Genomic DNA, 23,297 nt, shown 5'->3' with positions numbered 1-23,297 from the left:
GGATCAGATCAAAAAAAAGGCCCTGCACTGGCACCAGGCCCAGGCAGGGCCAAGGGGTCACTTTTTCTTGGCAGTCAGGTAGTAATAGGTGCCGGCCACGGCCAGGCTGAAGAACCAGCCAAAGTCAAACAGCGCGAGCAGCAGGCCGGGCACAGCCGCTTTGTCGATCACGCCCGACACGGCCAAGTAGCCCGGCAGGCAGGGCAGCACACCCAGCGCAAAGGCAATCAGCGCCTGCACGTTCCAGCCATTGCTGTACTCGTATTCGCCGCCGCGGCGGTACAGGTCGTCCACCTTCAGCTCGCTCTTGCGCACCAGGTAGTAGTCCACCAGCAGGATGCCCGCGATGGCGCCCAGCAGCGTGCCGTAGCCGCCCAGCCAGGTGAACAGGTAGCCGCCCGAGGTGGCCAGCAGCTTCCAGGGCATGAACACCAGGCCAATCAGCGCGGCGATCAGGCCACCCATGCGGAAGCTGATCTTGGACGGTGCGACCTGGCTGAAGTCATACGACGGCGACACCAGGTTGGCGGCGACGTTGGTGGTCAGGTTGGCCAGCAGGATCACCAGCAGGCCCACGCCCGCAGCCACGCTGCCCATTTGCGTGAGCAGGCCGTCGGGGAACAACTGTGCCTTGCCATACAGGATGGCTGAGGCCGAGAAACCAATCACACCCACCATGGAGAACAGTGCCATGGGAATCGGCAGGCCGATGGCTTGGCCCATGACCTGGTCCTTTTGCGACTTGGCAAAGCGCGTGAAGTCCGGGATGTTGAGCGCAAGCGTAGCCCAGAAGCCGACCAGGCCCGTCAGCGCCGCCCAGGTCTTGGGGCCACCCTCGACCACCTTGGCAGGCAGGTTGAAGAGCTGGCCCGAAGGCACCTTCATCATCAGCACCACGACGAGCACGATGGACGCAATGATCATCAGCGGCGCGGCGATCACTTCGAGCTTGCGGATGGACTCTGGGCCCTTCCAGATGAAGTAGATGTGCACTGCCCAGAACGCGAGGAAACACATGAACTGCGAGGTGCTGATGGTCTGCCCCTCGGCCGGGCCCGCGAGCCCCATGCCCAGGATGTTCAGGAAGCCATGCAGCGCCAGCGCGCCGAAATAGCAGTTGATGGAGAACCAGCCACACGCCACCAGGCCCCGCAACACGGCAGGCAGGTTGGCGCCTTTCACACCGAACGAAGCGCGCGCCAGCACCGGGAACGGCACACCATATTTGGGTCCCACACGGCCGATCAGCACCATGGGCACGAGCACGATGCAGTTGGCCAGGAACACCAGCCACACCGCCATCTGCCAGGTGAAGCCCTGGTCGAGCATGGAGCTGGCCATGGTGTAGGTGGGCACACACACCACCATGCCCACCCAGAGTGCAGCGAAGTCTTTCCAGGTCCAGTGTCGCTGCGCGGCGGTGGTGGGGAGCAGATCTTCATTGGCGAGCGTGTTGGAGGCTCCGCCGGGCATTAGCCCCGCCACGTGGGCAGCGCTGCCGGTACTGTTGGTCATGCCTGTACTCCTGTCAAAGACGTCGTTGGGGTTGCACACAACCCGCCGTCTGTTTCAGCGCCCTCACGCTGGCAGATGGCGGGCAAAGGGAAGCGAGCGATGCTAGAGATCACGCAAGAACTGCACCAGATGCAGTGCAGCATGCGTTGCAAATCAGCACCACAACGGGTGCTGTCACAACGCCTTGCAGGGTCTGTGGCACACGCACGCAGGGGCACATATCAAGCTGCGGCAGACACGCGCTGCGGGTTGTTGGGGTGCGTGGTCCAGTTGGCGTATTCGCCCGTCACCTTCTTGCCCGTACGGACATCGACTTCGCCCGGCTCCAGCGCGCGCATGGTGATGCACTCGGGCACGGGGCAGATCGACACGCACAGGTTGCAACCCACGCACTCGGCCTCGTTGATCTCGAACTTGCGCACGCCACCCTCTTTGGTGAAGGTGATGGCCTGGTGCGAGGTGTCCTCGCACACCACATGGCAGCGGCCGCACTGGATGCAGGCATCCTGGTTGATGACGGCTTTTTCGATGTGGTTGAGGTTGAGGTTCTTCCAGTCCTTGACCGTGGGCACGGCCTGGCCCTTGAAGTCATCCAAGGTGGCGTAGCCGTGCTCGTCCATGAAGTTGGACAGTCCGTCGCACATGTCCTGCACGATCTTGAAGCCGTACACCATGGCCGCCGTGCACACCTGCACCGTGCCGCAGCCCAGCGCAATGTATTCGGCCGCATCGCGCCAGGTGGTGATGCCGCCAATGCCGCTGATGGGCAGGCCCGCAGTTTGCGCATCGCGTGCAATCTCCGCCACCATGTTCAGCGCGATAGGCTTGACGGCCGGTCCGCAGTAGCCGCCGTGCGAGCCCCAGCCGTCGGTGCTAGGGCTCATCACCATGCGGTCCAGGTCCACGCCCATGATGGAGTTGATGGTGTTGATGAGCGACACGGCATCCGCCCCGCCCGCCTTGGCGGCGCGTGCGGGCTGGCGCACGTCGGTGATGTTGGGGGTGAGCTTCACGATCACGGGCAGCTTGCTGTAGTGCTTGCACCAGGCCGTGACCATCTGGATGTATTCAGGCACCTGGCCCACGGCCGCGCCCATGCCGCGCTCGCTCATGCCGTGCGGGCAGCCGAAGTTGAGTTCGATGCCGTCGGCGCCGGTGTCTTCCACGAGCGGCAGGATGGCCTTCCAGCTCTGCTCCTCGCACGGCACCATCAGCGAGACGATCATGGCGCGGTCCGGCCAGTTGCGTTTGACACGTTTGATCTCTTCGAGGTTGGTCTGCAGCGGCCGATCGGTGATCAGCTCGATATTGTTCAGGCCGATCACGCGGCGGTCTTGCGACATCAGCGTGGAGTAGCGCGGGCCGTTGACGTTCACCACGGCTGGGTCCTCACCCAGCGTCTTCCACACCACGCCGCCCCAGCCCGCCTCGAAGGCGCGGGTGACGTTGATCTCTTTGTCGGTGGGTGGTGCGGACGCGAGCCAGAAGGGGTTGGGGCTCTGGATGCCCAGGAAATTGCTGCGAATGTCTGCCATGGGGTGCTCCCGTGAAAACTGGGGTGAAGGGGTTCAAGCCATCAATGCGGCGTGGATGGAGACAGCGGCGACCTTGCCGTGCTCCACCGCTTCCACCGTGAGGTCGCGGCCGCCCACACGGCAGTCGCCACCGGCCCACACGCGCAGCAGGCTGGTTTGGCCTTCGGCATCGGTGGCGATGCGCCCGCCCTCCAGCGCAATGCTTTTGCCCACAGGCTCGGCCACAAAGGTCTGGCCGATGGCCTTGAGCACCATGTCGGCATCGAGCGTGAAGGTTTCGCCGGTTTCCACCAGCTTGCCGCCGCTCAGCGCCGTGGCGGCAAAACGCACGCCCTTGACAGCGCCGCCTTCGCTCAGCACCTCTTTCGGTGCAGCCCAGTGGCGGATGGTCACGCCGTTCGTCTGCGCCCATTGCTGTTCCACGGCCGATGCCGACATGGCCTCCGCGCCCCGGCGGTAGACGATGGTTACTTCTTCGGCGCCCAGCTTGCGCGACTGCACGGCGGCATCCACCGCTGTCATGCCGCCACCAATCACCACCACCCGGCGGCCCACGGGCAGGGTCGAGAGGTCGACGCTCTGGCGCAGCTCGGCAATGAAATCCACGGCATTGCGCAAGCCTGTGGCCGTGGGTTCGGCCACGCCCAGCGCATTCACGCCCTGCAGGCCCAGGCCCAGGAACACCGCGTCGTAAGCGCCCAGCAGGCTGTCGAGCGTGATGTCACGGCCCAGTTGCTGGCCCGTGCGCACCTCGATGCCGCCGATGGACAGCAGCCACTCCACCTCCTTCTGCGCGAAGTTGTTGGTGGTTTTGTAGCTGGCGAGGCCGTATTCATTCAGGCCGCCCAGCTTTGGGCGCGCCTCGAACAACACCACGTCATGCCCCCGCACGGCCAGACCATGCGCGCAGGCCAGGCCCGCCGGCCCTGCGCCCACCACGGCCACGCGCTTGCCGGTAGCGGCTGCGCGATGAAACAACGGTGCACCGGGCTTTTCAAAAAATGCGTCAGTCGCATAGCGCTGCAACGAGCCGATCTCCACCGGCTTGTCCTCGTTGGTGTTGCGCACGCAAGCCTGTTCGCACAGCACTTCGGTGGGGCACACGCGGGCGCACATGCCGCCCAGCGGGTTGGCCTCCAGGATGGCGCGGGCTGCGCCCCGGTTGTTGTCCTGCGCAATGCGGTGGATGAACGAGGGGATGTCTATGCCCGTGGGGCAGGCCGTGGCACAGGGGGCGTCGTGGCAGTAGTAACAGCGTTCGGCCTCGATCAGGGCCTGAGGGCGGGTGAGCGGCGGGTGCGCGTCGCTGAAGTTGGCGGCGTAGTCGGCCAGGTTCAGGCGTGCGGCATGAATGCCGCAGGCACGGCTTGCGGGTGTGTCCATCAGGTTTCCTCCGAGAGGGTCAGGGTGAGGGTCTGGGCGCAGGCCATGCAGACGCTCCAATGCGCCCGTGCCACGCAGCGCTGGCTGCGCATGCGGCTGGGGCCAGCCAATGCAGCGCAGGCGCAGGCGCCTGTGCTTGCTAACTTCGGAGGTTTCATCGTGGGCCTCGCTGTAGGATTCAGGTGCCCGCTGCTTTGGCGCAGCGGTGCCCTGTGTGGTGGGTCAATTTACCAACCCGTAAAAATTTACCAATTGGTAAAATCCCTACAGCAAACCCCGTGCCAGCCAAATCGCCACAAATCTCCGTCCCACGCCAGCGAAATGCCAGTTTTTGGCCCCTGGCTTGTTCCACAATGGTGCGATGACCGACGCCCGCCCGTCCCCCGCAGACACAGCCCCCCGCGCTCCCAGGACAACGCGCGCCACTTCCAGCGACGAGACAACGCCCCGCGCGCCCACCGCCTCGCGCTTGCTCAAGGAACAGGGCATCCTCACTGAGGCCGAGAACCATTTTGCGCAGTTCGGCTTTGAGGGCGCCTCGCTGGAAAACATCGCAGCCGCCATCGGCATCAGCCGCCACAACCTGCTGTATTACTTTCCGAGCAAAGAGGCGCTGTACCAACGCGTGCTCGACGACGTGCTCACCCAGTGGCTGGCCGGGATGGAAGACTTGTCGCACAGCGACGACCCCCAGCAGGCGCTGCGGCGCTATATCCGCGCCAAGCTGCAGTATTCGCGCACGCGCCCCCAGGGCGCCAAGGTCTTCACCAAAGAGGTGATTGCCGGTGCACCACGTTATGGCAACGCCATCATCGAGCGCGTGGCGCCGCTGCTCAAGACCGAGGTGCGCACCTTCGAACGCTGGGCCCGAGAAGGCCGCATCGCCAAGGTCAACTTCACGCACCTGATGTTCATCATCTGGTCGGTCACGCAGGCCTATGCGGAGCAGGAGGCCCAGTTCGCCCTGCTGCTGGGCAAACCGGCACTGACAGAACGCGACTACGAAAAGGCCGAGGACCTGATCGTGCGCATGGTGCTCAGCGCGCTGGCGCCCGAGAACCCCCTCTGAAGCAGCCACCAACGCTACTATATTGATAGCTACTTGCGCCTTATAGATAAGCGCTAGAGCCGATTTTTATCTGTAATTTGCGCATCCGATCTTGCGCCGCATGGTGAGCAACACGATGGGCATGGGCGGTACCGCCCCCGCCTTGCCACTGCCCTACCCCTGCTTTTGCTGCCACAGCACATCCAGCACATGCTGGGTGGCCCGCTCGACTGGCCCTGCACGGTGCGCGATACCCAGCGGCCGCCACAGGCGGGGCTGCAGCGGCAGCATGCGGATGCGGGGGTCCCGTGGCACGGAGGTGGAAGCCTCTTGTGGCAGCAGCGTTGCACCATAGCCTGCCGCCACCAGGCTTTTGATGGCGTCGTTGTAGTTCAGCTGGATGCGCGCCTTCGGGTGTTCGCCGGCTTGCGCAAACCACTCGCCCGTCAGCCGTGACAGGCTGGTGCCATCGTCGTTGAGGATCAGCGGCTGGCTCGCCAGCCAGCCGGGAGTGACCCGCGTGGGCAAAGGCCAGGTGGACGGCACAAACGCCATGACGGGGTCGCGCCGCCACGGCAGCACCGCCACACCGCGCAGGGCTGCCTGTGGCAGGGCCACCAGGCCCACGTCCAGCACACCATTGGCCAGCCGCGACATGGTTTCGTGCGAAGTGAGCACGGCCACCTGCACGTCGATGCCGGGGTGGTGCTGGCCCAGCGCCTCCAGGGCCTGGGGCAGCAGGTGCGCAATGGCCCCCGTGGAGGCGCCCAGGCGCACACGCCCCGCCAGTCCCTGCACCTGGCGTTGCACCAGGTCCATCGCTTCATCCGCGTCCGCCAGCAAGCGCCGGGCACGTTCGACCAGCACCTCACCCACGGCGGACGGACGCACCTCGCCCCGCTTGCGCACCAGCAATGGCGCACCGATGTGGGCCTCCAGGTCCGCGATGTGCAGGCTCACCGTGGGTGGCGCCAGGTGCAGCGTGCGCGCGGCTTCTGCGAAGGAGCCCAGGTCGGCAATGGTGACCAGGGTGCGCAGCCGGTCGAGATTGAGTTCGCGCATGACGTTCAGTAAACCTGATCCTGATGTTTGTGAAATTCAACTTTTCAAAGTTTAGACCGGGACCGAAGATTCCACATCCCCCCCATTGCAGGAACCCGCCCCATGACCACCCCACCCCTTGTCTTCATCGATGGCGACCAAGGCACCACCGGTTTGCAGATCCACGAACGCCTGCGTGGCCGCATGGATCTGCAGCTGCTGACCCTGCCCGAGGCCGAACGCAAGAACGCCACCCGCCGCGCCGAGGCCATCAACAGCTGCGATATCGCCATCCTGTGCCTGCCCGATGCCCCTGCCCGCGAAGCAGCCGCCTCCATCGTCAACCCCGCCGTGCGCGTGATCGACGCCAGCTCGGCGCACCGCACGGACCCGCAGTGGGTGTATGGCTTTCCAGAGATGGGCGCTGCCCAGGCCGCGCGCATTGCTGGCGCCAAGCGGGTCAGCAACCCAGGCTGCTACCCCACGGGCGCCATCGCCCTGCTGCGGCCCCTGGTGCAAGCGGGGCTCGTGCCCGCTGACCTTCCCATCACCATCCACGCGGTGTCGGGGTATTCGGGCGGCGGACGGGCTCGCGTGGACGAACATGAAGGCACGAACGCTGCCAACGCCCCGGCCTTCCAGCTCTACGGCCTGGGCCTGGAACACAAGCACACGCCGGAAATCGCCCTGCATGCCGGGCTGTCGCAACGCCCGTTTTTTCTTCCGGCCTATGGTTCGTTCCGCCAGGGGATTGCGCTCACCATTGCGCTGCATCTGCGCCAGCTGCCCGCAGGCACCACCGGAGAGCGTTTGCACGCTTGCCTGGCCCAGCACTTTCTCGGTGCGGACCATGTTGAAGTCCTGGGCCTGGCGCAAGCGCAAGACACCCAGCACCTGGACCCGCAGGCCCTCAACGGCACCAACCAGCTGCAGTTGGGCGTTTTCAGCAACGCCCGCCATGGCCAGGTGCTGCTGACTGCCGTGTTCGACAACCTGGGCAAGGGGGCATCGGGGGCGGCTGTTCAGAACCTGGATTTGATGATCGGACGGGGCCCACAGAAATCCCAACCGTAACCGCCCTCCGGAGACAAGACAGACATATGCGGTCACGCCCAAAGCGGCCGGCACTACAAACCACCGCAGCGCGCTCCATCTAACGGCTCTCTTCTGCGACATTTTTCACGATTTGAGACGTTTTTTGGTCTGCTAAACTGGTTCGGTCTACCGTCCCACCTGGGCTCTGGCCCTCCTCCAAACGCCCTTCCATGGCCCAATCCGGCAAAGCCCCCTACTTTTTCGCCCTGGTTTTGGTATTGGCTGTGCTGGGCGTGTATGTGCCAGGACTGAACAACGAGCTGCTGTTTGACGACATTCGGCTCACGGAAGGCTCCATCTTTAGTGGCTATGGCAGCCTGCTCGACCTCAAGGCGCGCATGGTCTCGTACGGCAGCTTCGTCTGGGTGGAGCAGATCGCAGGCGCTGGCTGGTGGAAGCAACGCATCGTCAACATTGCCTTGCACCTGGGTGTGGTGGCTGCCATGTATGCGTTCTTCAAAGCGCTGATGGCCAGCACCCGTTTCCCGCAGGACATGGAGGACCAGGCGCACTTTGCCGCATCGCAAAGGGCTGCATTGCAGGTTGGGGTGGCACTGTTTGCACTCCACCCCATGGCGGTTTACGCGGTGGGCTACCTGATCCAACGATCCATCCTCATGGCAACCCTGTTTGCCGTGCTCGCATGCTGGGCCTTTGTGCGTGGGCTGCAAACCAAGCGAATGGTCTGGTACGCAGGCGCACTGCTGGCCTATCTGCTGGCCATGTTGTCCAAAGAGCATGCTGTGATGACCGCCGCCCTGACCATTCCTATCTACATCCACATACGGCGCCCCAGCTGGAAGAGCATTGCCGTCGTGTTGGGTGCTGCACTTTTGCTGATGGGCGTGGCCACTGCCGCACTGCTGCACTTTCGCGGCGACTTGATTGGTCAGCTCTTTGATGCGCAATCTGTGGCCTTTGCGCAGCAGCTCGAAGCGCTTCGCCCGGGCATTACGCAGCAGATTTTTCCCCTGAGCATCCTGAATCAAGCAGGGCTCTTCTTTGCATACGGGTTGCTCTGGATCGTGCCCTATGTTGGCTGGATGTCTATCGACCTGCGTCCCGCCTTTCCGCTGGGCTTTGCATCGTCCTGGCACCTGGCTGGCGCGGTGGCATATCTGGCGCTCTTTGCAGGGGCCGCGTGGCTGCTGCTTCGTCGCACAGGCGCATTGAGTCTTGCTGCGGTACTCCTTCTTTTTCCACTTTTGTGGTTTGCCACGGAGTTCATCACCGTCTGGGTGCAAGACCCTTTTGTGCTTTATCGCAGCTACCTGTGGGCAGTGGCGCTTCCTGGCTTGCTGGCGATTGTGCTCACCGGCTTCAAGCCCAAAGCAATCTATGCCTTGGGCGCTGTGCTGGGGTTGTTGTTTGGGGCGCTGGCCCTGGAGCGCAACCTTTCTTTGAGCGACGAAGTCGCCGCATGGACCGATGCCGCCGAGAAGATTGATGTCAAAGCCCCCGCCAATGCCGTTGGGCGCAGCCGCCCTTTTCTGAATCTGGGGGCCTACTACCTGCGCAAGGGCATGACAGACCAAGCGCAGTGGAACCTGTCTACTGCGGCAGCCCTTGGAGACCTGGGCGAACTGGGACGCAGTGCACGCTTTAACGCGGGCGTGGTTCTGCAGCTCAAGAAAAAGCACGCGGAAGCACTTCAGGCTTTTGCCGCGGCAGAGGCGCAGGGGTACACAGAGCCCGCCCTGTATTACCACCGAGGCGAATCCCAAGCAGCGCTGGGGCAACTTGCACCCGCGCTGGAGAGCTTCAACACTGCCGTGGCCAAGGCTGAAAAAGATCCTCAACTGCGGAGTACGGTACCCACAGTGCGCATACGGCTGGTGGAGACCGCGATGGCCCTGCAAAGGTATGACGAGGCCATCAGCGGTTTTAAGGTGCTGCTGCAGACAAACCCCAAAGATCCGCGCCTGCTGCTCGGCCTTGGCATGGCACGGGTGGGCAAAGGCGAGACCAAGGCAGCCATTGAGGTGTTTGATCAACTCATTGCCACCAACCCCGGTGCCCCGGTCTACTACGGCCGCGCCATCGCCCACCACCAGGCGGGCCAGCAGGCAGCAAGCTTGAGTGACATCGATCAGGCCATCAAGCTGGACCCTCGGAACCCGCAGTACAACCAGATGCGTGCCGTCATCGCTGCCCCGAAGAAGTAGCGACAGGCAGGCTGTGACTTTGCGCGTATTACACATTGGCAAGTTTTATCCCCCGCACCGAGGGGGGATGGAAGTGTTTCTTGCCGACCTGATTCAAGAGCAGCGGCGCCAGGGCCTGGATGTCCATGCATTGGTGCACGGCGATCCCCTGCCCGATGATCCCGTCTGGTTGCAGCGGGTGCCTGTGCAGTTCAGCGTGATCTACGCACCCATCGCACTGGGATTTCGAAGAGCCCTGGCACAGGCCATTCAGCGCATCCAGCCCGATGTGCTGCACCTGCACATGCCCAACAACTCTGTTTTCTGGGCGCTCACCCTGGCGCAGGCGCGCGACATTCCGTGGGTGGTGCACTGGCATTCCGACGTGGTGGTATCACGCATCCGCACGGCAGTTGCCATCGCCTACCGCCTTTACAGGCCTTTTGAACAAGCCGTACTCAGCCAGGCGGCGCGGGTCATTGCCACATCCACGCCGTACCTGGAAGCCAGCGAGCCGCTTCGAACATGGCGGGACAAATGCGATGTAGTTCCCCTGGGCCTGGATTGCACGAACCCGGCACCACCCGACGACACCGAACCGCTGAAAAGCTGGTCAGCCGAAGATGGCGGCGCACTGCGCCTGTTGTCGATCGGGCGCCTCACCTACTACAAAGGTTTTGAGACACTGGTCCGCGCTGTGACGGGCCAGCCAGGGCTGGAACTGCTGATCATTGGAGAAGGCGAGTCCCGCCAAGAGCTGGAGACCCTCATTGCAACCCAAACCCGGTCCGGCGAGCCGCCCAATGTGCGCCTTTTGGGGAACGTGGGTGACAACGAGAAACATGCCCTGCTTCAGAGTTGTGACGTTTTCTGCCTTGCTTCGTGCGAACGGACCGAGGCCTTCGGAATGGTGCTGCTAGAAGCCATGCACCATGCCCGGCCTTGCATCGTGAGCGACCTGCCCGGATCCGGCATGCCCTGGGTCGTCTCAAAGGCCGATGCTGGCTTGCGCGTTCCCCCGGAAGACGGTATTTCGGGCTGGCGGGCGGCGTTCCAGCACTTGCAAGACCTGCCCGAACAACGCGCGGCATTTGGTGCGGCGGGACAGCGTGCCTTGCTTGAATATTTCTCGATTGCCGCCTGCGCAAAAGCGCTCGCCACCAGCTATAAGCTGGTGACCCCAGAGGCGGAAAAACCGGCTCGGGGCAAGGACCTCCTGGTGGTAATCCCCGCGCGCAACGAAGCCGGCACCATCGGCAGCGTGCTGCAGCATCTGCATGCGCAGGGCTGGCACGATGTGCTGGTCATCAATGACCAGAGCACGGACGATACGGCAGCCATTGCCAGCGCGGCAGGTGCCCGCGTGCTGAATCCTGTGCTCCCCATGGGCGCATGGGGTGGCATGCAAGCGGGGATTCGCTATGCGTTGCTGCATGGCTACCAAGCAGTCATCACCATGGATGCCGATGGCCAGCATGAGGTCAACGAGATTCCTGTTTTGCTGCGAGCGCGGGATCAGGCCGACCTGGTGATAGGAGCATACCCAGAGCGCGCCAGTCGCACGCGGCAACTGGCCTGGAACTGGTTTCGCCACCTGGCAGGTTTTGACTTGCGCGACCTCACCTCGGGATTCAGGCTCTACAACGCCGAAGCCATGCAGGTACTCGCATCGCGTGAAGCCACCTTGCTGGACTATCAGGACCTGGGCGCCCTGCTACTGGTGCGCCGCGCTGGCTTGCGTATTGTCGAAGTGCCCGTTTCCATGAATCTGCGCGCGGTCGGCAAGTCGCGAATTTTCAACTCATGGTTCAGTGTGGCCAAGTACATGGCGGCCACCACGCTGCTATGCCTTGCGCGGTGGCAAGTGCGCCGAGCAAGCCGTCGCGCTGCTCCTTGATTCTCAGCAGCGTTTCATTGGCCAAGGCGTGGAAACTCGCCCACCATCACCCCTTGGCATCGGTTTATCTACGCTAGCGCCGCAACTAAGCGGCGGACCGCAAGCAACGCCCCTCCGATGCCTGCTTTCGGCGACAACTAACGCTGCCGGAGTTCTCGCAAAGCAGCGTTATCCGCCTCCAATATGGCAAGCCGCTGGTTGAGGCGCCTCACATCTCTTTCCACCCGGGTATTGACGATGTCGGTGTGCAGCGTCTTGACGAGGACGATCACCACAGCCACCAGCAAAAGCAGAGCGGGCGGGTAACTGATGCCCACCACCACCGCGAGACGATCAATCAGACCCGGCCAGACTCCCAAGACGGCCGCAGCCCCCGCGACCAATATCCAGAACAGGCCGTGCAGAAGGTAGAGGTGATCACGCCGGACGAGCAGCAGAATGACGGCAGCAAGGCCGATGCCCAGCAAGGTGGTCGTGATTTGAAGTGGCGCCATGATTGAGTGTTGTAAGAAAACCAGTTGCATGCAGACGCCTGTGCGTCCGCCGGCCACATTCGCAATGCGCCCCGTCACCTAGGCATCCAAACCTCTGAACGGAGCGATGGATTTTAACGTTCGCCCACAAACCGTTTCCCTCCTTCAGGCCGCTAGATCGTTAGGACACCAACTGGTACCAACATCACTTGCAAAGCGGTTAATTCAGCGTAAGCTCAGCACGCGTTACAGAGAGTAGTGATAGCAAATATCCAACTGGAGGTTCCGATGCGCAAACCCAACATTTACATCTTCATCTGCGGCCTTCTTCTGGCCGCGTCCGCAGCCCATGCTCAAGCCACGCGTACGTGGGTGTCTGGGGTAGGAGACGACGCAAATCCCTGCAGCCGAACGGCTCCTTGCAAAACCTTTGCGGGTGCAATCTCCAAAACTGCAACCAACGGGGCCATCAACGTACTTGACCCAGGTGGTTTTGGGGCAGTCACAATCACCAAGAGCATCACTATTGATGGGGCAGGTGGGCAGGCTGGAGGCATACTCTCTGCCGGGACAAATGGCATCATCATCAATAACGCGGCGGCACATGTTGTCATTCGCAATGTTGTCATCGACGGTGCGGGCACGGGCATCAACGGCATCAATGTCTTGAGCGCGGCGGGAGTCATCCTCGACAATGTCAGAGTGTCCCGAGTTACCGGCCAATGCGTCAATTTTGCACCTACAACCCCGGCAGATAGCAATCTCGCCATTCGCAAATTTCTCGGTGACCACTGTGGTGGCGGGGGCATCTGGATCGTTCCTGGTCCGGCCACATTGGCTACCGTATCTATTTCCGACACTCGTATCGACCAAAGTCAACGCGGTATCCGGGCTGATGACGGAAGCGACGTATCCATCGTGAATACGATCGTGAGCTCCAATACCAATGCAGGTTTTATTTCGAATAGCGTATCGCGCCCTGTCAGCATGAGCATCGAAAATTCGGTCTCCGACGGCAATATTCAAAGTGGTGTGCGCTCGTTTGGTGCGCAATCGTCAATTCGCATTTCGTCCAGCACCATTACCAACAACACCGGACTGGGCCTAGAAACATTATCGGGAGGACAAATCCGGAGTTTTGGGAACAATAGGAATTCTGGAAATTATGGCGGCAACGGAGCACCTACAAGCACGTTGAGTCTGCAGTAAGCAGCGAATAAAAATGGCTCCATCAAGGAGCCTTTTTTATGTGATGCTGCCGTGCCCGCACATCATGCTGATGGCTTTTCCGACTTCTCGCAAACATCCAGCACACGCCACCTAAGTCAATTCATCCATCTACTTGCTCTTTCGAGCCGGAACACCTGTGTAGATGCCTGGCTCGGCTATTGATCGATGCACCACGCCTCCCGCACCCACCATAACTCCGCTGGCAACTGACACGCCATCGATGATGACAGCGCCAGCCCCCAGCATTGAATATGCTCCCAAGCTGCTTCTTCCGGCAATCGTGCTATTCACTGAGATATGGGCATACTCGCCAACCTGAGCTTCATGCTCAACGACAGCTCCCGTATTGACAATACAACCAGTGGCTATGGACGCCAAAGGACCGATGTGCGCATGATGGCCTACGAAGCAGCCTGCTCCGATGGAACTTCCAACCCCCACACTGGCGAGCGGAGAAACAAGGGAAACCAAAGGCAAACCCAGCTGCTCAATAGCCAGACACTGCTGACTTCGGCGTTTATTGTCACCGGCAGCGGGAAAAGCGCTATATTCTTGAAAATCATCTATCGCCAGAGACGAAACTACGGAATGCCCTAAAAAACTCTCCCCAGGCCGTGCATTTTCGTCGACAAACAATAAACTGATGTACCCGCATGCCAGCGCCAAATCGGCTGCACTACGCGCATGGCCACCATATCCGAAAATTATCAGTTTTTGAGACATCATTGCAGATTCTTGATTCGATCTACCCTGGAAATTCGGTCCAGAACTTCGATGTGCTCATTCACAACATCAGACCAGGAACGCTGGCTAAGTTGATCATAGGTTATGCGCTGCCGTGCTAGCAACTCCTGCGGATGAGCAAGTCCCCATTCAATGCGCCGTGCGCAGTCCTGCCAATCATAAGGGTCAAAAAAACTAATCTCTTGCAATTGAGGATCTGTCAAAACTTCCTCTGTGACCGGTATACGCGCCATAACCACTGGAGTGTCAACGGACAGCGCCTCAGTAAAGGTAAAGGGACATCCTCCTTCGCTCAGACTTGGATTAACAGCCAATGTCGCCAGCTTGTAACAAGCAGCCAACTCAGCAATACTGAGCTTGGGCAAGCATAGAACATCATTCTCTAATCGATTGATAGAAATAAAATCTTGTATCTCAGGTGCCGAACGCGGATGCCCAGTCAATATCAGTTTATGCGAAATATAGCGATTACGCAAAAGATACTCATATGCCCGAAGCAGGGTAATAATATTTTTATTCGGCCTGAACTGACTCGCATAGAATATAAACTGCAGCTCTCCATTGACCAGTCCAGAGGTATAGTCAATATTGGTGGCACGTAGTAGTGCTTGGAATAGCAGCTTCTGACAATGGTGCTTTGCCGTTTTTTTGGTGTCGGGAAACCCTGTAATTTCCACAGAGCGGTTCAATTTATTGGCAGCATGATGAATCACAGAAATTTTTTCCGCATCAACGCCATAGCGATCCACCAGCGTACCCCATTTCACTGCATCACTGTAGGTCACCAAGTTGTGTGCAGAATGAATCGATTCTTGAACCTTCTCAAAAACCTGCAGAGTGTAGTTTCCATTGACCGATGAGAAACCCACGGGAAAATCAGTCAATACAACATCCGGCACACACATCAACCTTGGGGCCTTGATCTCATTGAACGCTGGCCAGAAGGCCGTAGGGCAGTACCAAGCTGTTACCTCGTGCAGCCGCTCAATGACTTTCTGCATGCGCTGGGACTCAGAGTGCTCCATGTCAGCAAACAGACGCTGAACAAGTCCTATCCCTTGCGGCTCATCCAGCAAAGCTTTCAGCCGAGCTCTTTTGACAGCAATTCTGGGAGCCAGCCGCTGAAATCCGCGTTGAAGGAGAGGTTTCCAGCGATTGACCAGCAGCATGGGAATCCACAGGGGAGCCAGCATCAGAAGCAGGGCCCCCACTGGCAGCGCCTCCACGCAGAACATCAAAAGCGTGGATAAGCTGTTTACCGTGATGCCCCGCCGCTCTAAGCGCATCTGCGCCCTAGTGGCTACTTTATCCATGCCACGAGACAGACGCCGAAGCCAGCTCGAACCTCGCTCGCGTTTCAGGTAACTTTTCCAGGCCTCATAAACGTAGAGCGCGTACGGCTTTCCTTTAGGTCCAATGACGCGCACGCGATCCATGGGAACGTCCTCGCTCAGGAATAGCTGTTCCAATGAATCATGAGACCAACTGGGGCAAACAATCGTGAAGCGCACGTCAGTGCGCCCCTCCGCCCCTTTGAGAAATGCCGCCAAGTATCTACCTAGACCTTCCACCCTCAAATCAACCGTGGGGGGATATGCGACGTAAATTCCGTATTCTTTTACAGGCACGAGCGCACCTCTTCCCAGTACTGGCGTGCAAGCGCCTCCACACTCTGGCCGGCAAGTTGTTGTGGTGAAGGCAGGTGGGCACGCCTGCCAGGGGCGTCAGACTCCATTTGCTTAAGCTGAACCGCCATATCGCGGGGAGACTTGGCGTCCATCCACGCGAGGTTCAGTGCAAACTGCGTATCCATCTCACGCATAGCGGGATAGTCGCTGGACAGCGATGGAACCCCCAAGCAAGCAGCCTCAATCACGCTGAACGTTCCGTTATCAATATTACCTGCATGCCATAGGAACACGGCCCCTTCCACGAGTTCGCGATAAGTGGCGTCTAACAACTCGCCGCACCACTGAACCCGCGCCTTCAACAGTTCACTGCGTTCAAAGACCTTGGCCATTTCTCGCAAATGAGGAGTCTGACTGGTCAGCATGTCCCGGGTGTTGACCCCCGTAACGCGGCAATCCAGCTTTCCGCCCAATTCGCCGTAGTAGATCTCTAAGGCCTGCGCCGCGCGAGCATGATTCTTGTGCAGGGAAGCATTGGTGGTCCAGATAAAGTAGCCCCGACCCGAACCTCGTTCCTTATTGTGGGCTGCCCTACGTATGGGAAACTCAGGCGCCAACATAGGAACCCGACGAACCAAGCGAGGCTGAAGACCCGCATATTGGGTTGCGTCTCGCCAAGTGAAGTCTGTGGTCACAAGCACGCGCGCAGCAGACTGAGCAGCCAGTAGAAAAAAGTAGTCCGCGCCCTGCGGCATGACGGCTTCATAGCGCTGCAAATAGTCATACACCATGAGCACATTGGGCTTCAGTGGAAGCAAAGGACTCGACAAACGGTCGCTGACGACAAGCCAAAGGTCACAATCTTGCAGCTGCTGAATTCCGTCGTCGGGCACGAGGTATTGCTGCACTAGGGGCTCCCACTCCGGAAAGCCCGCGTACCGCATGGCACGGCGTGCCTCGCCAGCTCGCAGGGACTTCCACTTATATGGTCTTCGCTGGACCCCTTCGGCCAAGTCATCAAAATCAGTTGTCGAATACACCGCAGGGTCGTCCAGATGCAGAAACACAACATCTGTCGGCTCTCCTGCTTGGCGACTGCCGATATACAGCGCCTTGGCTAGCAACAACGCGCCTCGTAGGCTGCCACCGCGATACCCCACAGGCAAGATCACCGCAATGCGTTTGCGCTTCGTCACGAGGGGTCGACGCGCTTGTTCTGCGCGCGCCAGGGCGAGTTCTGAGGCGATGCGGGCAAAACCAGCCTGCCATGCACCTTCACAGTTCGCTGGATTCATCGCATCCAGAAGCATCGTTTGACTTCCTCGGATGCTCCGGATCAGATCTTGGTCGTCATTCAGGATACGTTCAATTTTTAGCCGCGCTTCACGGATGGTTTCGCAACGCCCCGGAAGCTTCGAGCCGCCCATCCGATCCAACATACCGCCCCCCATGAATACAAGCGGCATGCCGATGCGAACAGCCTCAAAGGGGTGGTAATGAATATGATGTGATTCTTGGCTGTGATAAAACATAACGCGGCTTTGAGTCATGTTATGAGCATGCTGCTCATTGCTCACGAAGCCGAGAACCCTCGGGTCATCCACTTGAATCGGTTGTGCGCCAGCGACGATATAGGGTAGATCCCCAAAACTTCGGCAAAACGATTCATATATCTGCCGATAGTAAAAATTGAATCCAATATCTGGGCAGACAAAAACAACCTGTTTTAGCGCACCTTCCCAGCTATCCTTATAATCAACACTTTCCATACCCAAAGGCAGATAGCATCTTCTGTCACGAAGATACTTAGCCTCTTGATCCCCCAGATGTGGATAGGCCTCACCAAAATAGAATCGCCCACCCAAACCCCTCACAGTTGAAGCGATTCCGTAGTGCGCTATTATTTTCTCATAAGTGACTGGTTTTTCCGTCCCGAACGCCCTTAAAACGATGGCCCCACGAAAATACTTCGCAGCAGATACCAAAACCTCCGCTGAATGCAATATCAAGAAAACAACATCAAAGTGTCGATTTGCAATCTCCCAGGCATCTTGACTTGCTCCAGCATACCAATCCGCCGCATTTAAAACCTGCAGATCATGCACTGATATAGCCAGTCTATCGTCCTCTGAGAAGTCAACATTTGCACTCCGAAAGCTTGGGTCAGCTGGAAATATTTTTGGCTGGAATATCTGCTCCACGCCAATGCGTTTCAGCATTGGAATCTCGAATTTTCGTGCTGACGTGTGGTTAAGCAACCACATTACACGCAAGGGCTGATCATTCCTCATGGAATATTATTCACCTTCTTGTACTCGACTACCGCCTTGGAAATGGAGCCGTCAAAAACTATCTCACCACGGTGAAAAACCAATCCTCTCTGGCAAAGGCTATTAAGGGCGCCAAAATCATGAGAAGCCAGCAGAAGAATTTCTGCGCGCTCAATCAACTCCGCAATTCTCTGCCTCGCTTTACCCATAAAATTCGCATCCCCCGCCCCAATAACTTCATCCAGCAATAATATATCCCCACCAACCGCAGTAGATATAGCAAATGCTAATCGCACTTGCATGCCTGCAGAATATGTCTTAATAGGATAATCTATAAATTCCCGGAGATCTGCGAATTCAACGATCTCGGCCTGTTTTTCACGCATGAACCGCGGCGTTAATCCCAACAACAGTCCCCGATATAGAATATTTTCACGACCGGTAGCATCCGGCTCGAACCCTAAGCTCAAATCAAATAGCGAACGCACCTGCCCTCGAACATTGACCTGGCCACTGGAGACTGGATACAAACCGGCAACGGTTTTGAGGAAAGTGCTTTTTCCAGCGCCGTTGTGCCCCAGGAGCCCCACACGCTCTCCACCTTTGATTTCAAGAGTTATATTCTTGAGCGCATGAACATCTTTGATCTCACGTGCACCACTTTTCCCAAACGGCCGTGATAATAAAGATTTAAGCGAACGCTCTTTGAACGCAACCGATGCATAATGCAGATTGACTGCTTGAAGATTGATTTCAGGCTGGTTCATAAATAAAAGATAACCTTGCTCTCAGCCTTCCGCCCCACCAACCAGGCGAAAAGACCAAACACCAGAGCTATTGCAAAGGAATAGCTGTAGTTTTCGACGGTAGGCCATGCCCCCTCCAGCAACGGCGCTCTAACCAACTGGAGCACGTGGTAAATGGGATTGAAGTCCACCAGAAAACCCATCCCCCCTTGCCTAAACATTTTGGCTTCAAAATAGACCGGCGATATAAACCATAAGGCCTGCATCAATAGCCCCATAGCGTGGGGCACGTCCCGAAAGCGCACACCAATATACGCCAGTGTCGTAGCCAAGGGCCACGCGATCAGACCCAAAACAGGGAAGATGGTGAGCGTCGCCAACCAACTCCAGCCGAAGTTCTGCGGAAGCACAACCAGCGACCATCCAAACAGAGCAACGCTTGCCAACATCAGAACAGCCAGGCTCCCTAAAACGGTGCGGAGGGTATATATGGCCAATGGGTGTTTACACTGCTTGATATATGCATCTGCCTGAACGAACGATAGGGCTCCCCCCGTAACGTTGGCAACCACAAATTCCCACACAATCAAGCCAGAGAGAATGTAAGGGGCATAAGTTGTGATGTCTGACTTGAACATCTGGCTGAACACCACCGCCAGTAACGCCGTCATGCCGAGGGGTTGAATAATTGACCACAAGGCCCCAAAGAAGGAACGCCGCCAACGCGAGCGCAGATCAGCCAGAGCGAGATGGGTCCAAAAATAGCGGGATTGCCATATCCCTTTCCAGTATCGATTCATTAAACTAATCCAGTGGTTTGACCGTTGCACCTATCCATCGAATACCCAGCCCTTTGTTGCAGTGGTCCAGCCCCAACGTGGATGCATCCAGACGCAATATCTCGGTACCTCCTACAGATAGAATCGCCGTCAAATGGCTAGTTTTTAGCTGAACATCTCCCTCCAGAGGAAGTCCAAATACATTTGCAATTTCCGTCAACTGCCTCCACCCGTCTCCTTTGTGGCGCCATGCAGACAATACCCCTCCTCCGACCGAACTCTGAATCAGTAATGCAGCCATATGGGTATCCCCACCCTTACCCGTGTAACCAAGCACTGCAGAGACATGCGACACCTGCCCAGCTTCAAGGGCATAGGAAAAGCACGCCATAGATTGATTATCAGAGTCCTTTTTCAAAGCTAGGCACAGGTTATCTACAGCGGCTCGCTTACTTCCATCATTTAACGTTTCTGGTGACCCGAGGACCAAAGGGTATGACGACCAGGTGGCTTTCCCGCCCCAAACAGCGCGAGCCAAATCAAGCTTGCCCTGAACCAAATCGGCATTAGACATTGCAAAATTCTGGCCATTTTTTTCGCTTTTTTCCATTTCAGCCGGGGGAAGATCCCGGAACCCACTTTCCGCGAGGAAATTCTGGATATTATGCAATGGAGTGCCATGGTGGGCTAGATCGGGTACATCCAACAATCTCACCTCATTCACTGCTCCATAAGGCCCCAAGCAGATGTAGTCAATCGCTTGCCATTGCTTTCGATCCAATACCCAAATCGCACTCAGCGAATTGCGACGCAAATCTCTCCCGGTCTTTTGGCTCTCTCCTACAAGCACGTAATCATCGGTAGCAGCCAGCCCGCGCGTATATACAGGTGAGCCTGATTCCCAAAGAGGCTCTGCGCAATCGATATCGATCAGGGCCCCAATTTCGGAATGACAGCTTATACGCTGGCCTTCAGAGGTGATCCAAATATTGTGAAGCCCCGTTCTCTCACCGAGAGGAGTGACTGATAACAAGTCAAGATCCGGGTATGAAAAAACAGCCAACTTAGAGCCTTTATTGTGGCCATGCGCTACTACAAACAGTTGATCATCCTGGAGAAATACGGAATTCAGGTGATCGCCTGTAATTTTTTCCAGCGACAATCGGTCCCATCGCGCGTTACTGATACCCGCCTCTTGAAATAGATTAAGACGATTCAAGTCAACTATCGAAATAACATTTCTGCCCGTGTTCGTACAAATAATTCGACCATCAGGCGCACACAATATCTGGTGAGGAGCAGATAAGAAACGCCTCCCACTCTGATTACCTTTGGAGAGCCAGCCCTGTTCAGATTGGGCATAAGATGCTATGTCGATGAGATCTGAATTATTCACACCTGAATGTGAAAGAACCAGCTCCGAATCTCCCGGGAACCAGGATATTCCATAATATTCTGGCTGATCTTTTTTCAAAGGGGTAACGCGCTTCGAATCTAGATCGACCAGCAAAATATAGCCAGTGGTGGCGACTAGCGCATACTTCATTACACAAGATTCTCAAAAAACAGTCGCAAGTGCTTAGCGATATCTTGTACATTTTCAAACGCAAGCGCGGGGAAGCTCGGCAGATTGATTCCTCTAGCCCCTAGATATTCAGCAACAGGAAATACGCCTTCAGCCTGACAATGAGGCATGGTGTGCGCAGGATAGAAAACGGGCCGTGTTTCAACGCCTTGCTCGCGCAGGTGCTGGCGAAGCCCGTCACGTTGGGTGGCATCGTTCACCAGAACGGAGCACATCCAGAAGGAATGTGTCGTTCCGGACTCTTCACGATGCACCTCCAGCGGCAATCCCTGCAGGGCTTCTTCATACCAAAGTGCAATTTGGCGTTTCTTTTCAAGAATGACGTCTGCTTGTTCCAGCTGTGCCAATCCAATCGCGGCACAGATATTAGTCATTCGGTAGTTATAGGCAACGATATCGTGCCAATATTCCCGGCTTGACGATACGCCTTGATTTTTCAGGTGAAATGCTTTCGCTAGCACTGCTGCATCTTTGGCAATTACCATACCTCCTTCGCCCGTGGTAATGGTTTTGTTGCCAAAGAAGCTGAAAGTGGCGACATCACCAAAGGTGCCAACATGTCGCCCTTTGTAATAGCTACCAAAGGCCTCAGCGCAATCCTCAACCAAGAGAAGATTGTTCTCTTTGCAAATTTGAACAATCGGATCCATGTCACAGGATTGCCCATACAAATGAACGGCCATCACCGCCTTGGTTCTTGGTGTTATTTTTTTCCGTATATCTTCGGGGTCTACCTGCCATGTAGCTTGCAACGAGTCCACAAATACGGGAGTTGCGCCCGTTTGGATGATGGTGTTGACCGAAGCAATGTAGGTGAAGGTTGGCACAATGACCTCATCGCCAGGACCAATGCCCAATGCGGCCAGGGCCAGATGAATGGCCACGGTGCCATTGCAGACACTGGTTGCACCTCCTTGCGCACCCACATAATTTGCAAAGGCCGACTCGAACTTGCCAATGAATTCCCCCTTGGAGGAAATCCAAGTGGAGTCCAGGCACTGATTGACGTACTCTTTTTCGCGTCCGTTGAAATAAGGTTGGTATACCGGAATCATGTCTGGCCGATCATTCGTGATGGTTGAAGTATTTAAAACCATTCTGCTTGACCAGCTCGTCGCGTTGTGCCTCCTTAAGGTCTTCCCGCATCATTTCTGAAACCAGCTCGGCGAAAGTGGTAGTCGGTACCCAGCCCAATTTCTGCTTGGCCTTGGTTGGATCGCCAAGGAGTGTTTCAACCTCTGAGGGACGGAAATACCTGGGATCGACCGCCACAATACACTTACCCGTTGCCGTGTCGTAGCCTTTTTCCTCCACACCCTGCCCCTGCCACTGGATTTGGATATCGATCTCTTTCGCTGCAAGATCCACAAATTCGCGAACTGAGTGCTGCTCTCCGGTCGCAATTACAAAATCTTCCGCTGTTTCCTGCTGCAGCATTAGCCATTGCATCTCTACATAATCGCGCGCGTGACCCCAGTCGCGCAGAGCGTTCATATTCCCGAGGTACAGGCATTCCTGTAATCCAAGTTTGATTCTCGCAAGTGCGCGCGTGATCTTGCGTGTTACGAAAGTCTCACCCCTCAAGGGAGATTCGTGATTGAACAAAATACCGTTGCAAGCGTACATTCCGTATGCTTCACGGTAGTTCACCGTGATCCAATAGGCGTACATCTTTGCGACCGCATAAGGAGATCGAGGGTAAAACGGGGTGGTTTCCTTTTGGGGAACCTCCTGCACCAAGCCATAAAGCTCAGAGGTAGATGCTTGATAAAAGCGGGACTTCTTTTCCAAACCGGCAATACGTATGGCTTCTAGTATGCGCAACGTACCCAAGGCATCGGAATTGGCTGTGTATTCGGGCTCTTCAAACGACACCGCGACATGGCTTTGGGCCGCGAGATTATAAATTTCGTCTGGTTGAACCTGTTGGACAATACGAATAAGACTGGAGGAGTCTGTGAGATCCCCATAATGGAGCGTTAAATCCAGCCCTTCGCTATGGGGGTCGTGATACAGATGATCAATACGATCCGTATTGAACAACGAAGCACGCCGGCGAATACCATGAACAGAGTAGCCTTTGCTGAGCAACAACTCGGCCAAATACGCTCCATCCTGCCCTGTAATGCCAGTAATAAGTGCTATTTTCTTTTTCAATTCACTCTCCAGAATATAGATTTCTTA

The 23,297-nt window shown here is 57.4% G+C and carries 18 protein-coding genes; 5 read left to right on the top strand and 13 right to left on the bottom strand.

Annotated features, from left to right (window positions below):
• Positions 1-57: 57 nt before the first annotated feature.
• The 3 genes from ACT89O_RS05080 to ACT89O_RS05070 all read right to left on the bottom strand — a co-directional run bounded on the left by ACT89O_RS05080 (position 58) and on the right by ACT89O_RS05070 (position 4,433).
• On the bottom strand, positions 58-1,515 hold the full coding sequence (locus ACT89O_RS05080; protein WP_121507475.1) for an NCS1 family nucleobase:cation symporter-1: 1,458 nt from the start codon (positions 1,513-1,515) through the stop codon (positions 58-60).
• 221 nt (positions 1,516-1,736) lie between these two features.
• Positions 1,737-3,050 carry an NAD-dependent dihydropyrimidine dehydrogenase subunit PreA gene (gene preA / locus ACT89O_RS05075; RefSeq protein ID WP_063460801.1) on the bottom strand — a complete coding sequence of 438 codons (1,314 nt, stop codon included), beginning with the start codon at positions 3,048-3,050 and terminating at the stop codon, positions 1,737-1,739.
• A gap of 33 nt (positions 3,051-3,083) precedes the next feature.
• Positions 3,084-4,433 carry an NAD(P)-dependent oxidoreductase gene (locus tag ACT89O_RS05070; RefSeq protein ID WP_487262011.1) on the bottom strand — a complete coding sequence of 450 codons (1,350 nt, stop codon included), beginning with the start codon at positions 4,431-4,433 and terminating at the stop codon, positions 3,084-3,086.
• Positions 4,434-4,794: 361 nt separating this feature from the next.
• Here ACT89O_RS05070 and ACT89O_RS05065 point away from each other — a divergent pair, with 361 nt between their 5' ends.
• The gene (locus ACT89O_RS05065) at positions 4,795-5,502 is read left to right on the top strand and encodes a TetR family transcriptional regulator C-terminal domain-containing protein (RefSeq protein WP_487262010.1); all 708 of its coding nucleotides are present in this window, start codon (positions 4,795-4,797) and stop codon (positions 5,500-5,502) included.
• Between the two features lie 153 nt (positions 5,503-5,655).
• Here the strand turns inward: ACT89O_RS05065 and ACT89O_RS05060 are convergent, their stop codons facing one another.
• On the bottom strand, positions 5,656-6,543 hold the full coding sequence (locus ACT89O_RS05060) for a LysR family transcriptional regulator (protein WP_487262009.1): 888 nt from the start codon (positions 6,541-6,543) through the stop codon (positions 5,656-5,658).
• Between the two features lie 102 nt (positions 6,544-6,645).
• On the opposite strand from ACT89O_RS05060, the gene argC reads away from it, so the two are divergent.
• The 3 genes from argC (at position 6,646) to ACT89O_RS05045 (ending at position 11,658) form a co-directional block, all read left to right on the top strand.
• On the top strand, positions 6,646-7,596 hold the full coding sequence (argC, locus tag ACT89O_RS05055) for an N-acetyl-gamma-glutamyl-phosphate reductase (protein ID WP_487262008.1): 951 nt from the start codon (positions 6,646-6,648) through the stop codon (positions 7,594-7,596).
• A gap of 191 nt (positions 7,597-7,787) precedes the next feature.
• Positions 7,788-9,782: a tetratricopeptide repeat protein gene (locus ACT89O_RS05050; RefSeq protein ID WP_487262007.1), complete on the top strand. Its 1,995-nt coding sequence runs from the start codon at positions 7,788-7,790 to the stop codon at positions 9,780-9,782.
• 67 nt (positions 9,783-9,849) lie between these two features.
• Positions 9,850-11,658 (top strand): glycosyltransferase, encoded by a 1,809-nt coding sequence (locus ACT89O_RS05045; protein WP_121507481.1) that lies wholly within the window; start codon positions 9,850-9,852, stop codon positions 11,656-11,658.
• A 137-nt stretch (positions 11,659-11,795) separates the two neighbouring features.
• Here the strand turns inward: ACT89O_RS05045 and ACT89O_RS05040 are convergent, their stop codons facing one another.
• Complete coding sequence (locus tag ACT89O_RS05040) at positions 11,796-12,152, bottom strand: DUF2304 domain-containing protein (protein ID WP_487262819.1); 357 nt, start codon at positions 12,150-12,152, stop codon at positions 11,796-11,798.
• Between the two features lie 267 nt (positions 12,153-12,419).
• Here ACT89O_RS05040 and ACT89O_RS05035 point away from each other — a divergent pair, with 267 nt between their 5' ends.
• The gene (locus tag ACT89O_RS05035; RefSeq protein WP_121507482.1) at positions 12,420-13,340 is read left to right on the top strand and encodes a right-handed parallel beta-helix repeat-containing protein; all 921 of its coding nucleotides are present in this window, start codon (positions 12,420-12,422) and stop codon (positions 13,338-13,340) included.
• Between the two features lie 129 nt (positions 13,341-13,469).
• Here ACT89O_RS05035 and ACT89O_RS05030 read toward each other — a convergent pair whose 3' ends face one another.
• The 8 genes from ACT89O_RS05030 to gmd all read right to left on the bottom strand — a co-directional run bounded on the left by ACT89O_RS05030 (position 13,470) and on the right by gmd (position 23,270).
• Positions 13,470-14,087, bottom strand: coding sequence for a NeuD/PglB/VioB family sugar acetyltransferase (locus ACT89O_RS05030; protein WP_487262006.1), 618 nt, complete (start codon positions 14,085-14,087; stop codon positions 13,470-13,472).
• Positions 14,084-15,541, bottom strand: a complete 1,458-nt coding sequence (locus tag ACT89O_RS05025) for a glycosyltransferase (RefSeq protein ID WP_487262005.1) — start codon at positions 15,539-15,541, stop codon at positions 14,084-14,086. Before ACT89O_RS05025 ends, ACT89O_RS05030 begins: the two co-directional genes overlap by 4 nt.
• Positions 15,542-15,723: 182 nt before the next feature.
• Positions 15,724-17,997, bottom strand: coding sequence for a glycosyltransferase family protein (locus ACT89O_RS05020; RefSeq protein WP_487262004.1), 2,274 nt, complete (start codon positions 17,995-17,997; stop codon positions 15,724-15,726).
• 23 nt (positions 17,998-18,020) lie between these two features.
• Positions 18,021-18,770 carry an ABC transporter ATP-binding protein gene (locus ACT89O_RS05015; RefSeq protein WP_121507486.1) on the bottom strand — a complete coding sequence of 250 codons (750 nt, stop codon included), beginning with the start codon at positions 18,768-18,770 and terminating at the stop codon, positions 18,021-18,023.
• Positions 18,767-19,549, bottom strand: coding sequence for an ABC transporter permease (locus ACT89O_RS05010; protein WP_121507487.1), 783 nt, complete (start codon positions 19,547-19,549; stop codon positions 18,767-18,769). The genes ACT89O_RS05015 and ACT89O_RS05010 overlap by 4 nt, the downstream gene beginning before the upstream one ends.
• Positions 19,550-19,553: 4 nt before the next feature.
• Positions 19,554-21,074 carry a hypothetical protein gene (locus tag ACT89O_RS05005; RefSeq protein ID WP_487262003.1) on the bottom strand — a complete coding sequence of 507 codons (1,521 nt, stop codon included), beginning with the start codon at positions 21,072-21,074 and terminating at the stop codon, positions 19,554-19,556.
• Positions 21,074-22,168: a DegT/DnrJ/EryC1/StrS family aminotransferase gene (locus ACT89O_RS05000; RefSeq protein WP_487262002.1), complete on the bottom strand. Its 1,095-nt coding sequence runs from the start codon at positions 22,166-22,168 to the stop codon at positions 21,074-21,076. The genes ACT89O_RS05005 and ACT89O_RS05000 overlap by 1 nt, the downstream gene beginning before the upstream one ends.
• Before the next feature lie 10 nt (positions 22,169-22,178).
• Entirely contained in the window at positions 22,179-23,270 is a 1,092-nt protein-coding gene (gene gmd, locus ACT89O_RS04995) for a GDP-mannose 4,6-dehydratase (RefSeq protein ID WP_487262001.1), read from the bottom strand.
• Between the last annotated feature and the right edge of the window lie 27 nt (positions 23,271-23,297).

This window comes from Acidovorax sp. NN32, from assembly GCF_057597245.1.
Note: the sequence above shows the minus strand (reverse complement) of the source record. Positions and strands in the feature narration are given on the sequence as shown.

Bases quoted from the DNA above. Each gene is read 5' to 3' on its own strand.
- ACT89O_RS05005 (WP_487262003.1), bottom strand. From the start codon at position 21,074: ATGAAGTATGCGCTAGTCGCCACCACTGGCTATATTTTGCTGGTCGAT.
- ACT89O_RS05080 (WP_121507475.1), bottom strand. From the start codon at position 1,515: ATGACCAACAGTACCGGCAGCGCTGCCCACGTGGCGGGGCTAATGCCC.
- ACT89O_RS05065 (WP_487262010.1), top strand. From the start codon at position 4,795: ATGACCGACGCCCGCCCGTCCCCCGCAGACACAGCCCCCCGCGCTCCC.
- ACT89O_RS05030 (WP_487262006.1), bottom strand. From the start codon at position 14,087: ATGATGTCTCAAAAACTGATAATTTTCGGATATGGTGGCCATGCGCGT.
- ACT89O_RS05060 (WP_487262009.1), bottom strand. From the start codon at position 6,543: ATGCGCGAACTCAATCTCGACCGGCTGCGCACCCTGGTCACCATTGCC.
- ACT89O_RS05070 (WP_487262011.1), bottom strand. From the start codon at position 4,433: ATGGACACACCCGCAAGCCGTGCCTGCGGCATTCATGCCGCACGCCTG.
- preA (WP_063460801.1), bottom strand. From the start codon at position 3,050: ATGGCAGACATTCGCAGCAATTTCCTGGGCATCCAGAGCCCCAACCCC.
- ACT89O_RS05000 (WP_487262002.1), bottom strand. From the start codon at position 22,168: ATGATTCCGGTATACCAACCTTATTTCAACGGACGCGAAAAAGAGTAC.
- ACT89O_RS05035 (WP_121507482.1), top strand. From the start codon at position 12,420: ATGCGCAAACCCAACATTTACATCTTCATCTGCGGCCTTCTTCTGGCC.
- argC (WP_487262008.1), top strand. From the start codon at position 6,646: ATGACCACCCCACCCCTTGTCTTCATCGATGGCGACCAAGGCACCACC.
- ACT89O_RS05045 (WP_121507481.1), top strand. From the start codon at position 9,850: ATGGAAGTGTTTCTTGCCGACCTGATTCAAGAGCAGCGGCGCCAGGGC.
- ACT89O_RS05040 (WP_487262819.1), bottom strand. From the start codon at position 12,152: ATGGCGCCACTTCAAATCACGACCACCTTGCTGGGCATCGGCCTTGCT.
- ACT89O_RS05025 (WP_487262005.1), bottom strand. From the start codon at position 15,541: ATGGATCGCGTGCGCGTCATTGGACCTAAAGGAAAGCCGTACGCGCTC.
- ACT89O_RS05050 (WP_487262007.1), top strand. From the start codon at position 7,788: ATGGCCCAATCCGGCAAAGCCCCCTACTTTTTCGCCCTGGTTTTGGTA.
- ACT89O_RS05015 (WP_121507486.1), bottom strand. From the start codon at position 18,770: ATGAACCAGCCTGAAATCAATCTTCAAGCAGTCAATCTGCATTATGCA.
- ACT89O_RS05010 (WP_121507487.1), bottom strand. From the start codon at position 19,549: ATGAATCGATACTGGAAAGGGATATGGCAATCCCGCTATTTTTGGACC.
- ACT89O_RS05020 (WP_487262004.1), bottom strand. From the start codon at position 17,997: ATGTGGTTGCTTAACCACACGTCAGCACGAAAATTCGAGATTCCAATG.